This window comes from Kitasatospora sp. MAP12-44, from assembly GCF_029892095.1.
GTDB lineage: Bacteria > Actinomycetota > Actinomycetes > Streptomycetales > Streptomycetaceae > Kitasatospora.
The window spans coordinates 3,353,525-3,366,629 of record NZ_JARZAE010000004.1 but is presented as its reverse complement, the minus strand read 5'-3'; the positions used below and the strand labels follow the sequence as shown (position 1 = coordinate 3,366,629).

Sequence of the window (13,105 nt, the reverse complement as noted above, 5' to 3'; positions counted from 1 at the left end):
CCGGTCACCTCCCTCGTCGGAGGTGGCCGGCCGCCGCCGTAAACTGCTCGACCGTGAACGAAACCCTCGAAGACGCCGCACTCGTCCTCGTCTTCATCGTCCTCGGTGGGCTGTTCAACATCGCCGAGATCTCGCTGATCTCGCTGCGCGAGGGCCAGATCCGCTCGCTGGCCGAGCGCGGCACCAAGCGCGCCTCGCGGGCCGCCCACCTGGCCGCTGACCCCAACAGGTTCCTGGCCGCCGTGCAGGTCGGGGTGACCTGCATGGGCTTCCTCTCCGCGGCCTTCGGCGCGGACACGCTGGCCGGCAAGCTGTCCCCGGTCTTCGTCCGGCTCGGCCTGTCCAGCGGCGTATCGGACGCCGTCGCGCTGGTCGGTCTGACCCTGCTGATCTCCTACATCTCGCTCGTCCTCGGCGAGCTGACCCCCAAGCGGATCGGCCTCCAGCGCACCGTGCCGATCGCGCTGCTCGCGGCGCCGGTGGTCGATGTGATGTCGGTCGCGCTGCGCCCGGTGATCTGGCTGCTCGGGCGCTCCACCAATCTGATGGTCCGACTGCTCGGCGGCGACCCCAAGGCCGGTCGCGGCAGCATGAGCTCCGAGGAGCTGCGCGGCCTGGTCGCGGCCAACACCGAGCTGGGCAGCGACGAGCGGGCGCTGATCGCCGACGTCTTCGCGGCCGGCGAGCGCCAGGTGATCGAGGTGATGGTGCCGCGCACCGAGGTCACCTTCCTGGACGCCGACCAGCTGCTCACCGAGGTCCGCGAGGAGACCAGCTCCTCCCCGCACTCCCGCTACCCGGTGATCGAGGGCTCCTACGACGCGGTGGTCGGCTTCGTGCACGTCCGCGACCTCTACCGGTCGCTCGGCCAGCAGGCCGTCCGGGTCCGCGACATCGCCCGGCCCGTCAAGCTGCTGCCCGCCACCAAGCGCGTGCTGGAGGCGATGAGCGAGATGCGCCGGGAGGGCCACCACCTGGCGATGATCGTCGACGAGTACGGCGGCACCGCCGGCATCGTCAGCCTGGAGGACCTGGTCGAGGAGGTGATCGGCGAGATCCGCGACGAGTACGACGCCCAGGAGACCACCACCACCCGGCAGCTGGCCGGCGGCGGCATGGAGGTGGACGGGCTGCTCAATCTGCCCGACTTCGCCGAGGAGGCCGGCGTCTCGCTGCCCGAGGGCCCGTACGAGACGGTGGCCGGCTATGTCGTCGCCGAGCTCGGCGAGCTGCCCTCGGTGGGCGACCAGGTGATCACCGAGACCGGCGTGCTGCTGACCGTCGCGGCGCTGGACGGGCGGCGGATCGACCGGATCCGGGTCAGCGCCGCACGACTGGCAGATCCTCCAAACGAAGTGGTGTCCTGACCGCTCGCCGAAGCTGGAACAATGTCCCCATGGTCAACGCAGCGGTCAACGGTCCGGTGAAGGACCGCCCTCGGGTGCTCTCCGGCATCCAGCCCACCTCCGGCTCGTTCCACCTGGGCAACTACCTCGGCGCGGTGCGCCAGTGGGTGGACCTGCAGGAGTCCAACGACGCCTTCTACATGGTGGTCGACCTGCACGCGATCACCGTGCAGCAGGACCCGCGCACGCTCCGCGACAACACCCGGATCTCGGTCGCCCAGCTGCTGGGCGCCGGCCTGGACCCGGAGCGCTGCACGCTCTTCATCCAGTCGCATGTGCCCGAGCACGCGCAGCTCGCCTGGGTGATGAACTGCCTCACCGGGTTCGGCGAGGCCGCCCGGATGACCCAGTTCAAGGACAAGTCCGCCAAGCAGGGCAGCGACCACACCTCGGTCGGCCTCTTCACGTACCCGATCCTGCAGATCGCCGACATCCTGCTCTACCAGGCCGACGCGGTGCCGGTCGGCGAGGACCAGCGCCAGCACCTGGAGCTCACCCGCGACCTGGCCGAGCGCTTCAACAGCCGCTACGAGCCCACCTTCACGCTCCCCAAGCCGTACATCCTCAAGGAGACGGCGAAGATCCTGGACCTGCAGGACCCGACCGCCAAGATGAGCAAGTCGGCCTCCTCGGCCAAGGGCCTGGTCAACCTGCTGGACGAGGCGAAGGTCAGCGCCAAGAAGTTCAAGAGCGCGGTGACCGACACCGACACGGTGGTCTCCTACGACGAGGAGCACAAGGCCGGCGTCTCCAACCTGCTGCGGATCCACTCCGCGCTCAGCGGGCAGAGCATCGACCAGCTGGTCGCGCACTTCGAGGGCAAGATGTACGGCGCGCTGAAGACCGAGCTGGCCGAGGTCTTCACCGCGTGGGTCGCGCCCTTCCAGCAGCGCACCCAGGAGTACCTGGACGACCCGGCCGAGCTGGACCGGGTGCTCGCGGTCGGCGCCGAGAAGGCCCGCGCGGTGGCCTCCGAGACGCTGGCCACGGTGTACGACCGCATCGGCTTCCTGCCGGCCGCCAAGCACTGATGCAGCTCGCCCCCGCCACCGCCGATGGTGACGGCCTGACCGAGGCCGTCACCATCGGCGTGTCCGTCTCCGTTCCCGAGCCCTTCGGATCGGCGATCCAGGACGCCCGGGCCGCGCACGGCGATCCGCTCGCGCGGGCGATACCCACCCACATCACGCTGCTGCCGCCGACCGGGATCCCGGCCGGCGCGCTGCCCGAGGTGCGCTCGCACCTGGCGGCGGTGGCCCGGGGGTACAGCTCGTTCCAGGTCCTGCTGCAGGGCGCCGGCAGCTTCCGGCCGGTCTCGCCGGTGGTGTACCTGCGGGTCGAGGAGGGCGCGCAGGAGTGCCGCGAGCTGGAGGCGGCGATCCGCTCCGGGCCGCTCGCCCGCGAGCTGGCCTTTCCGTACCACCCGCATGTGACGGTGGCGCACGGCCTGCCCGAGGCGGTGCTGGACGCGGCCTACGCCGAGGCGCGGGCCTTCCAGGCGTCCTTCGCGGTGCCCGGCTTCAGCCTCTCGCGCTTCGGCGCGGACGAGATCTGGCGGCCCTGGCAGTCCTTCGACTTCGGCGCCTGACGGGCCTTAAACCGATACGGTCTCCGGCTCCTCCCGCTGCGGCTGGGCCGCCCGAGCGGTCCCGAGCGCCTCGCGGCGGGCGGCGATCAGCCCCAGGCAGAGCGGGCCGACGAAGAGCGGCACCACGTTGTAGCGGAACAGCTCCGCCGGGTTGGCGGCGATCAGCGTCAGCTGCAGCCCGACCAGGATCCCGCCGAGCGCGTACACCGCCCGGCGCCGCCGCCCGGCCGCGTACAGCACGAGCGCCGCATAGGTGAGGTAGCACCAGGTCGCGCCGCGCCAGAGCAGCCAGTCCAGCTGGTTGACCTTGCTCGCGGTCTGCAGCCACACCCCGGCCTTGTGCAGGGTGGTGGAGAGCGGGTGGCTGCTGAGCGCGGGCAGGTACGGGCTGCCGACCATCTTGCCGTTCGGCGCCGTATGCCCGGCGCTGAGGTCGGCGGTGGCCGCCGGGGCGGTCCAGCCCCACAGGTCGGGGGAGCGGTCCAGCGGCGAGATGACGGTGCTCGCACCGTTCTGAGCGAAGTCGGAGAACGGCGACCAGGCGATGTGGGCGCGGCAGATCCGGGCGCTGATGACGATGTCCGGCCGGGTCTTGAGCACCTTGGTCCACAGCGTGAGCAGTTGGCCGTTGAGCCGGTCGGCGGCCGCCCGGTCGAACGGCGCCGAGCTGTTGGTCAGCGCGTCCCCCGAGTAGCAGTTGCCCCCGGCCTGCCAGGTGCTCAGCGGGGCCACCTCGGCCAGCAGCCGGGTGTCCGCCGGGCTGAAGAGGTACTGCGCCTCGTCGTAGGCGACCGCGATGTCCGAGTAGTTGAGCGCGAAGACCGCGTCGGCGGGCGGCTGCTTGATCCCCACCGCCGGGTAGAGCCAGAGCTGGCCGGCCAGCGGCACCAGCACGGCCGCCGCCGTCAGCGCGGCCAGCAGCGCGCGCAGCCCGGGCAGGGCCAGCAGCAGCGCCACCCCGGCGATCAGCACCATGCCCTCGTTGGCGTTGCGGAACAGGCCGACGCCGAACAGGCCGAGCGCGAGCATCAGCAGGTCGAAGCGGATCGCGCCCGGACGGTAGCCGGGTGCCAGGGCGAGCGTCCCGGCGAAGCGACGGCCCAGCAGACGCGCGCCGGCCGCGAAGACCAGCACGGCGCTGATGGTGAACGGCACGTCCTTCCACACGAAGACCACGAAGGTCCCGGTCGGCGGCAGCGCGGCGACCGCCAGCGCCGCGCCCGCGCTCCAGCGGGCGCGGACCCCGAGGCCGCGCAGCGCCACGCAGGCGTAGCCGAGGACGGCGGACATCGCGGTGGTCTGCAGCAGGGTGAGCACCGCGAACTGCCCGGGCAGGTGCAGCGCCAGCCAGACGAAGCAGTCGTAGAGCACCGAGTGGTCGGAGGCCCAGTTGCCGGTGGTGACCTGCCAGGTGTACATCACCGAGTCGAAGCTGATCAGCCCCGGATAGAAGGCGGCCCACCAGAACAGCCAGATCGCCTGCGTCCCCGCCAGCACCGCCAGCGGCAGGCGCCACGGTGCGGGGATCCGGGCCGCTGCCCGGCGCAGCTGCGCCGAGCCCGGGAGACGGGCTGGGGCGGTCTTCGGCATCGTGGTCTCCGTCGGACGGGCGGCAGCCCGGGCATGGCAGACCGGGGGTGGTGGTCGGCCGCAGGCGGTGAGCTGCGCTCCACCATAACGGTGAGTTCTGAGTGGCGGATCGCACTCTGCGATCACTCGACTGCCCTGCAACGGTTGGTGGGTATTGGAACGCGAATGGTAATGTCGCGCCGCTGAGCTATATGAGTATGAGACGACGATTCCTTGCCCCCGCTCGGCAGGGCCGGAGCAGCTGACCTCTCTCACTGCGTCCCGCGCACCAGTGTCCTAATCAGAGTCCTCCAAACGGAAGTTTCCGCGCGTGCGATCTTCGATGAGCTCCCTCGGCCGGCGGCGCGAGCAGGACAGCACCTCCCCGGCAGCTCCGGCGGCGGACACCGGGGAGGCGGGCGGAGCGCTTCGCCCGGCAGCCGGTTGGATGCGCCTCTCCGCGCTCCTGGACGCCAAGCGCTGGGTCTGGCCGGTCCTGCTGCTGCTCGGCTACCTCGCGCAGGTGGGGTTGCGCCTCTTCCTGACGCACACGCAGAACTTCCCGTCGGTCAACGCCGACGAGCCGTCGTACCTGGTGCTGGCGCGAGTGCTCGGCGGCGGCACGGTGACCGACATGCCGGTCAGGGTGCTGATACCCGGCGGCTACCCGCTGCTGATAGCGCCCGCGCTGGCGATCGCCAAGAACGCGACGAGCGCCTATCACCTGGTGATGCTCACCAACGCGCTGCTCAACTCGCTGTACCTGCCGCTGGCCTACCTGATGCTGCGCCGGCTGCGGCTGCCGAGCCTGCTGGCCTACTGCTTCGCCACCGCCGCCGCGATGCTCTCGCCGGTGGTCTTCTACGAGCAGTTCGCGATGGCGGACACCATCCTCGGCGTCGTGATGCTCGGCTGGCTGCTGGGGCTGTACGGACTGCTCGCGGAGGAGACCACCCCGCGTCGCCGGATGTTCTACGGAGCCGTGGCGGGCCTGGCGGCCGGCTACGCGCAGGCCACCCACGACCGCGGCAGCGTCGTGGTCGTGCTCACCGCCGTGCTGCTGCTGGCGACCCTGGTCCGGCGCTGGGCCCCGCGCAGCGCCACGCTGGTCGCCCTCGGCGGGCTGGCCGTCGGGGTGCTCTTCGCCCGCCTGCTGGCCGCCTATCTGGCCTCCCGGTTCCACGGCGTGCCGTCGAGCACGGTCGGCACCTCGCTGATGCACTCGCTCACCGACCTGCACGTGCTGCGCCGCACCGTCGCCCGCACCCTCGGTCAGACCTGGTACTTCGTCATCTCCACCTGGGGCGTGGGCGGCCTGGGCGTCGTGCTCTGCGCCGTCGCGCTGTTCAGGCCCACCGTGCCGCGCGTCCACCGGCTGCTCGGCGCCGTCCTGCTGGCCGCGCTGTTCGGGATCATGCTGGCCGCCGCGGCGGCGCTGCCGGGCGACGGCCGGGTCGACAACTACGTGAACGCGCGCTACGCCTCCGCGCTGGTGGTGCCGATGTTCGCGATCGGCGCGGCGGGCCTGTACCGGCTGAAGACGCGGGCGCTGCTGACCTGGGCCGCCGGCGTGGCCGGGCTGGTCGTGGTCTGCTGCGGGATGCTGCTGGCCCTGGCGGGCTCCGACCTGCGCAAGGGGTGGTTCATCCTCTGGGGCATCCCGGACGCCGCCTTCCTCGCCCAGAACTGGCACGGGCTGCAGCTGCTCCGGACGACCGCGGTCGCCCTGCTGATCTTCGCGGCCTGCGTGGCGGCGGCCGTGCTGGCCCGTCGTGCGGTGCCGCTGCTCGCGGTCGGGCTGGCTGTGCTGGCCCTGCTCTCCACAGTGGTGATCACCAAGGAGGTGGTCCGTCCGTATGTGCGCGAGCGCCGCCAGACGATCACCCGGCTGACCCAGGTGGACCAGGTCCGGCCGAGCGATCACCTGGTGATGGACGCGAGTCTCAACTGGGACATCCTGATGAGCCAGCCCTTCCAGGTCTACACCGGCTGGACCTCGACCAAGAAGCTGAAGGACGGCGAGGCGCCGCCCACCGGGGCGACCGTCGCGGTGCTGCCGCTGCAAAAGGGGCAGCAGCCCGTGGACACCTGGCCGGACGCGCCGGCCGGGTGGTCGATCCAGCTGGTGGACCCGGACTACGGGTATGCGATCTGGCGGAACCAGCAGTAGGACAGCGGGTGAAGGCCGGTCGGCCGTCGGTCCAGGACCGACGGCCGACCGGCCTTCTTGCTGCTCGTCACTGCTCGAGTATCCAGTCCACCACCCGGGCCGAGGCCCGGCCGTCGTCCTGGCCGCAGAACTGCTCGCGGAACGCCTGGTAGCGCTCCGCGTAGCCGGCGGTGGCCCCTGGGACGTCGAGCAGCGCGTCGATCAGCTGCTCGGAGGTCTCCAGCAGCGGGCCCGGCGCGTGGTTCTCGAAGTCCAGGTAGAAGCCGCGCAGGTCGTCGCGGTAGTGCTCCAGGTCGTAGGTGAAGAAGAGCATCGGACGGCCGGTGATGGCGAAGTCGAAGAGCACCGACGAGTAGTCGGTCACCAGCACGTCCGCGATCAGCAGCAGGTCGCGGATGTCCGGGTAGTCGCCGACGTCGTACAGGAAGCCGTCCCCGCTGCCGGGCAGCGCCTCGTGCACGTGCGCGTGCGGGCGCACCAGCAGCACGTGGTCGTCGCCGAGCGCCTTGCGGGCGGCGTCCACGTCGATCCGCAGGTCGAGCCGGTAGCCGCCGTCGCCCTGGTGGTCGTCGCGCCAGGTCGGGGCGTAGAGCACCACCCGCTTGCCGGCCTCGATGCCCAGCCGCTCGCGGATCCGCTGCGCCTCGGCCGGATCGCCGTCCACCAGGACGTCGTCACGCGGGTAGCCGGACTCCAGGATCTCGCCGCCGAACCGGAAGGCGCGGCGCATGATCGGGGTGGCGAAGGGGCTGGGGGAGACCAGCAGGCTCCAGTTGGGCGACTCGCGGTCCAACTGGTCGAGGTAGCCGCTGTCGGCCAGCCAGGCGCTCTCGACGTCGTAGGCGATCCGCTTGAGCGGGCCGCCGTGCCAGGTCTGTACGACGGTCTGGCCCGGGCGCCGGTGCAGGAACTCGGGGAAGTGCGTGTTGCCGACCAGGTAGCGGCTGGTGGCCAGCGCCTCGTACCACTCGGGGCTGTACGCGCGGACCGCGCGCAGCCCGTCGGGCAGCTCGGCCTGCGCGTCGTCGACCACCCAGAGGTGCTCCAACGGCGCGCCGCGGCGCACCAGTTCCTCGTGCACGGCGCGCGGGGAGTCGGCGTAGCCGCGGCCCCCGAAGACGTCGTACAGCACGGTCTGGCGCAGCGGGAGGTGACGGGCGGCCAGGTACTCCTCGGTGCGCTGGCGGGCCTGCGCCCAGCCGTTGCGCTCGGCCGGGGACAGCACCGGGTGCGAGTCCAGGATCAGCGTGTCGTGCCAGCGGCGCTGCAGGGTGACGGTCTTGCCGCCGTGCTGGACCGCCGCCGGCAGGCCGTCCAGCACCTGCGGTCCGAGCTCGAAACGCCGCTCCTGGTCGGGGCGGTTCACCGGGCGCAGCAGCAGGTCCCAGACGCCTCGGCGCAGCGGCAGCCGGCCCCCGTAGGAGGTGTCGACGCCGGCGGGCACCCGCAGGTCGAAGCGGCCGTCCGGGGCGAGCGTCACCGGGCGGTGGAACTCCGCGCTGCCGTCGCTGTGCCGCAGGACGAGTTCCAGCGGTGTGCCGTGCTGCGCCGGGCCGCTGCCGGAGAGCTCGAAGCCGTCGGAGTCGACGGCCAGCCGGTCGACGATCGGGATCGGCGGCTGGTCGCAGAACTGCATCCGGCCGTCGGCCAGCTGCTTGAGGTAGAGCACCCGCTCCTGGCCCGGCAGGGCGTACTGGCCGGTGAACCGCCCGGGCTTCTCGTCGACCATCGGCAGCAGCGTCCGGCCGCCGGCGAGCACCAGTTCGCAGTCCCAGTGCCCTATGGCGCCGGGCGCCCCGGCCGGGCGGGCGGCGATCAGCTCGTCGAACGGGACCCGGGCGGTGAACGAGCCGCCGTCGCCGGCCTGCACGGCGCAGTCGACCTCCTGCTCGGCCTCGCGGTGGCGCAGCCGCAGCACGGCCCCGGTGACGTCCACCAGCGCCCGGCCGGTCAGCACCAGGGCGTCCGGGGTCGGCTCGGCCCCGGTGATCCGGGCCCGCACGGTGGTCACCCGCAGCCGGAGCGTGCCGTCCGAGAAGTACGGCAGGACCAGCACGTTCTCGTCCACCCAGGTGAGCGGCGGGTACTCGCCGGAGCCGCACCAGTGCGCGGCGAGTGTGCCGGTGTGGTACTGCAGCCCGCTCCACAGCGTGGCCGAGACGGTCCAGGTGCCGTCCTGCCAGCGGCCGGCGCGGCGCAGCCGGCGCGGGTTGATGGTGGCGGTGAAGCCGGACCAGTCGTGGTTGAGCAGCTCCTGGCCGCTCTCCTCGGTGGCCTCGGGCAACTGTATGGGGCGGGTGAGCACCGGGATCGGCAGCCGGCCGCGGCGCCCGGTGAGGCTGAGCAGGGTCAGCGCGCTGCCGCGCCGGGCGGACGCCCGGTCATGGCGGTGCGCGAAACCGGTGAGGACGAGTCGGCCGTCCACCCAATGGGCCTCGCGGATCCCCATCCTGGGGGGTTCGACAGCGGCCGCCGCAGCCGGGGAGTCGGCCGAGGCGCGGGAGGACGTGCGGTCGGACTGGGCGGCAAGAGGCATCGGGGGGAGCGGGCCCTTCATGGCGGAAGTCCGGCCATGGCGGTGGCCGAGGAACGGGTCTGCCCCGGGGGTGGCAGAACCTGAATCCAGGGGCTATCTCATACCTCGCTACTGATCCGGGTCAATTGCCTAGTTCTAAGAGTTTCTTGAAAAAGCCATTGCTATCGAGGGATTCGATAGTTGCGCGCATGCTTAATCGGGCCCGCACAATGCCGCGCGGGCCCAAGGAAGCGTACGGCCACCGGCTCCGTCAGCGCTCCGTACCGAGCAGGGCGTCGACCACCCGGGCGGAGGCCTGACCGTCGTCGAGGTCGCAGTAGGTGGCCCGGAACGTCTCGTACTTCCCCGCGTACGGCTCGGTGGTGCTCTCCACCGAGCCGAGCGCGCTCACCAGCGCCTCGGAGGTCTCCAGCAGCGGACCCGGGGCCTGCTCCTCGAAGTCGAAGGTGAAGCCGCGCAGGTTGTCGCGGTAGTGCTCCAGATCGTAGGTGAAGAAGAGGATCGGCCGCCCGGTGTTGGCGAAATCGAACATCGACGAGGAGTAGTCGGTGACCAGCACGTCGGCGACCAGCAGTAGTTCGGCCATGTCGGGGTAGGTGGAGACGTCCCAGACGTAGCCGTTGCCCGCGCCCGCCACCTGGCCGTGGACGACCGAGTGGGCACGCACCAGCAGCACCTGGTCCTCGCCCAGCGCCTGCTGGGCGGCGTCCAGGTCGAGGCGCAGGTCCAGCTGGTAGCCGCCCTGCGGGCGCTCGCGGTCCTCGCGGAAGGTCGGCGCGTAGAGCACCACCTTCTTGCCCTCGGGCAGGCCGAGCCGCTCGCGCACCTGGGCGGCCGTCTTCTCCCGGTCGGGAGCGAAGAAGATGTCGTTGCTCGGATAACCGGACTCGACAACCGTCCCGGAATAGCGGAATGCGCGGCGCAGGACGGGCGTTGAGAAGCGATTCGGCGAGACCAGCAGATCCCAGAGCGGGACCTCGCGCTCCAGCTGGTTGAGGTACTCGCTGTCGATGAACCAGATCTTCTCGAAATCGTGCCCGATCCGCTTCAGCGGAGTCCCGTACCAGGTCTGCAGGATGACCTGCCCGGGCCGCCGGGTGACGAAGTCGGGCAGGTGGGTGCTGGTCACGATGTACTTCGAAGTGGCCAGCGCCTCATGCCACTCGGGGCTCCACTCGCGCACGGCGGTAGCGGTCCCGGGCAGCTCGGCCTGGAGGTCGTCGACCGTCCAGAGGTGCTCAAGCGGCAGGCCGCGGCGCACCAGCTCCTCGTGCACGGCGCGCGGCGAGCCGGCGTACTGGCCGCCGAGCGCCACGTTGTAGAGCACCGTGTCGCGCAGCGGGCGGCGCTGGGCGGCCGGGTAGGCGAACAGGCGCTGCTGGCGCTGGCGGTAGCCGCTGCGCTCCTCCGACGGCAGGCCGTAGTCGGCCTCCAGCGAGAGGGTGTCGTAGTAGCGCCGCTCCAGCGCGATCTCCTTGCCGCGCGAGTCCATGATCAGCGGCAGTGAGGCGAAGGACTCCGGCGCGAGTATGACCGCGGGCCAGCGGATCTCGCCGGCGTCGCCCTCGGGGCGGAAGAAGATCTCCCATGTGCCCTTGTGCAGCGGCACCTTGCCGGCGAACGAACCGGTCGGCAGGGTCGGCACCTCGACCTCGAAGCGCCCGTCGCTGATCAGCACCGGGTAGGCGTGGTCCTCCTCGCGGAACTCGTGCCGCAGCACCACCTCGTAGCGGTGCTCGCCGTCGAGCGGGAAGCGCCCGCCCAGCACGAACGAGTCCTGCAGGCCCGGCCGCACCTGGTCCACCACGGGCTGCAGCACCTGGTCGGCGAACTGCAGGTAGCCGTCGGTGTCCGGCTTGGAGGTGAGCGAGCGGGCGGTGCCCAGCGGGGCTTCGGGCGACAGCGCCAGGTCGAAGTGGGTCGGCGGCTGCCGGTCGTCCACCACGATCGGCACCACCGAGCCGTCGGCCAGCAGCAGCGCGGCGTCCCAGTGGTCGGAGGGGCGCTCGGCGGCCGCCGGGTCCAGCGCGGCCCAGGCCTCGCGGACCTCGGTGAGCTCGGCCACCGCCACCTTGGCACTGAACGGCACGGCCCGGCCGGCCGGGACGCCGAACTCGATCGGGAAGGTCAGTGCCTTGTCCGACTCCGCGTGGTTCAGCCGCAGCCGCACGCCGGCCAGGTCGGAGACCGCGCGCACCGTCCCGCTGACCTCCACCTCGCCGCCCTCGGCCCGCAGTTCGGTGACCTTGGCCCGCAGCGTCTCCACCCGCAGGTGCAGGAAGGTGTCCTTCAGCGAGGGCACCACCCGGACGTTGTCCTCCACCCAGTACGACGGGAAGCTCTGCGCGCTGTCGTGCCAGCCGCCGGAGATCCGGCCCTTGTACACGCCCGCCTTGCCGAAGCCCGCGATCAGCACCCGCCAGGTGCCGTCCTGCCACTGCCCGCGCCGCTTGAACTTCGCCGGGTCGATGACCGCGGTGAAACCGGCCCAGTCGCAGCTGTACAGGTCGTGCGGGGAGCTGGCGGTGGCTTCTGGGCTGTACCGCACCTTGGTCGGGACGGCGATCACCCGGCGGCCCTTGGCCTCGCGCAGCACGATCACCTTGACCATGTCGTGCTTGTTCTCCGCGCCCAGGTGCTCGGGGAAGGCGTGCCCGGTCAGCTGGAACCTGCCGTCCGCCCAGGCCGAGGAGTACACCCGGCTGCGCATCACCAGCGCGTTGTCCAGCCGCAGCACGTCGGCCGGCACGCTCTTGCGCCCGCCGCGCAGGAACGGGTAGTCGGCGTACGGGCGGAGCAGGCCGCGCGCGGGGGCGGCGCCGTTGCTGTCCAGCTCGAAGCGCAGCTGCTCGATGAACTCGTCCATCCGCCCCTGGAGGGTCAGGTGGTACTTCAGCTTGAGCGGTGCGCGCAGCTTGCGGACGTGCTCGGGGCCGATCGCCCGCAGCAGCCGGCTGACGCACTCCTGGTACGCGCCGCGGTACTCCTCGTCGCCCTCCAGCGTGGACTGGAAGAACATCGGGATCTCCTCGACGAGGTTGTTCTCGTCGTAGGAGTGCAGGTACTCCTTGAACTTCGGGTCGGTCTGCTTCAGCAGCCAGGCCCGGACCAGCTCCATCGAGGTCACCCGGTCGATCAGCCCGCGCGGGTTGGTGCGCATCTGGGTGATCGACATCTCGCCGACCTCGCGCTCGCGCCAGTGGTAGATCGGCTCGGAGAGCACGTCCACGCTGCGCGCCAGGTAGTGGTGCGGCACGCTGACCGGCGCGTCCTCGTAGAGGATGCCCTCGGGGTAGAGGATGCCGGCCGCCTCCCAGAAGGAGCGCCGGTAGACCTTGTTCCACGCCGTGCGGTCGGTGACCAGCGCGGGGATCTCGGTGATGTGGGTCTGCAGCCGGGTTTCCTTGAACGGCTTGCGGTGCCCGCCCGAGGGGTAGTGCCCGATGGCCCGGAACCGCAGTACGTTCCCGGTGGCGAAGTCGGAGCCGGTCTGGTCGAGCGTGGTGATCATCAGCTCGTACGCACTGGGCGGCAGGGTGTCGTCGCTGTCCACGAAGGCGATGAACTCGGTGCCCTCGGTCAGGTGCAGCAGGCCGGTGTTGCGGGCCGCGCCGAGGCCCGCGTTCTTCTTGCTGACCAGGCGGAACCGCGAGTCCTTGGCCGCGAAGGCCTCCGCGAGCGCCGCGCTGCCGTCCTTGGAGCCGTCGTCGACCATGATGCACTCGAGATCGCCCATGGTCTGGTTGGCGATGGACTCCAGGCACTCCTCCAGGTACCGCTCGACGTTGTAGATCGGGACAACGACGGAGAGACGGGGGGCCATGAGTGCGCGGGCC

General features: G+C 71.3%; 7 protein-coding genes. 4 read left to right on the top strand and 3 right to left on the bottom strand.

Annotation, left to right across the window (positions count from 1 at the left end; translation table 11 throughout):
* Positions 1–53: 53 nt before the first annotated feature.
* From P3T34_RS15625 to P3T34_RS15615, 3 genes are read left to right on the top strand one after another with little or no spacing between them, the layout of a single operon-like run.
* Positions 54–1,367, top strand: coding sequence for a hemolysin family protein (locus P3T34_RS15625; protein ID WP_280666641.1), 1,314 nt, complete (start codon positions 54–56; stop codon positions 1,365–1,367).
* 29 nt (positions 1,368–1,396) lie between these two features.
* The gene (trpS, locus tag P3T34_RS15620; protein ID WP_280666640.1) at positions 1,397–2,437 is read left to right on the top strand and encodes a tryptophan--tRNA ligase; all 1,041 of its coding nucleotides are present in this window, start codon (positions 1,397–1,399) and stop codon (positions 2,435–2,437) included.
* Complete coding sequence (locus P3T34_RS15615; RefSeq protein ID WP_280666639.1) at positions 2,437–2,994, top strand: 2'-5' RNA ligase family protein; 558 nt, start codon at positions 2,437–2,439, stop codon at positions 2,992–2,994. Before trpS ends, P3T34_RS15615 begins: the two co-directional genes overlap by 1 nt.
* Before the next feature lie 6 nt (positions 2,995–3,000).
* Here the strand turns inward: P3T34_RS15615 and P3T34_RS15610 are convergent, their stop codons facing one another.
* Entirely contained in the window at positions 3,001–4,584 is a 1,584-nt protein-coding gene (locus P3T34_RS15610; protein WP_280666638.1) for a hypothetical protein, read from the bottom strand.
* 310 nt (positions 4,585–4,894) lie between these two features.
* Here P3T34_RS15610 and P3T34_RS15605 point away from each other — a divergent pair, with 310 nt between their 5' ends.
* On the top strand, positions 4,895–6,733 hold the full coding sequence (locus tag P3T34_RS15605; RefSeq protein WP_280666637.1) for a hypothetical protein: 1,839 nt from the start codon (positions 4,895–4,897) through the stop codon (positions 6,731–6,733).
* 67 nt (positions 6,734–6,800) lie between these two features.
* Here the strand turns inward: P3T34_RS15605 and P3T34_RS15600 are convergent, their stop codons facing one another.
* Positions 6,801–9,269, bottom strand: a complete 2,469-nt coding sequence (locus P3T34_RS15600; protein ID WP_280666636.1) for a CDP-glycerol glycerophosphotransferase family protein — start codon at positions 9,267–9,269, stop codon at positions 6,801–6,803.
* A gap of 250 nt (positions 9,270–9,519) precedes the next feature.
* The gene (locus tag P3T34_RS15595) at positions 9,520–13,092 is read right to left on the bottom strand and encodes a bifunctional glycosyltransferase/CDP-glycerol:glycerophosphate glycerophosphotransferase (protein WP_280666635.1); all 3,573 of its coding nucleotides are present in this window, start codon (positions 13,090–13,092) and stop codon (positions 9,520–9,522) included.
* Positions 13,093–13,105: the final 13 nt, after the last annotated feature.

Bases quoted from the DNA above. Each gene is read 5' to 3' on its own strand.
- trpS (WP_280666640.1), top strand. From the start codon at position 1,397: ATGGTCAACGCAGCGGTCAACGGTCCGGTGAAGGACCGCCCTCGGGTG.
- P3T34_RS15615 (WP_280666639.1), top strand. From the start codon at position 2,437: ATGCAGCTCGCCCCCGCCACCGCCGATGGTGACGGCCTGACCGAGGCC.
- P3T34_RS15610 (WP_280666638.1), bottom strand. From the start codon at position 4,584: ATGCCGAAGACCGCCCCAGCCCGTCTCCCGGGCTCGGCGCAGCTGCGC.
- P3T34_RS15600 (WP_280666636.1), bottom strand. From the start codon at position 9,269: ATGCCTCTTGCCGCCCAGTCCGACCGCACGTCCTCCCGCGCCTCGGCC.
- P3T34_RS15595 (WP_280666635.1), bottom strand. From the start codon at position 13,092: ATGGCCCCCCGTCTCTCCGTCGTTGTCCCGATCTACAACGTCGAGCGG.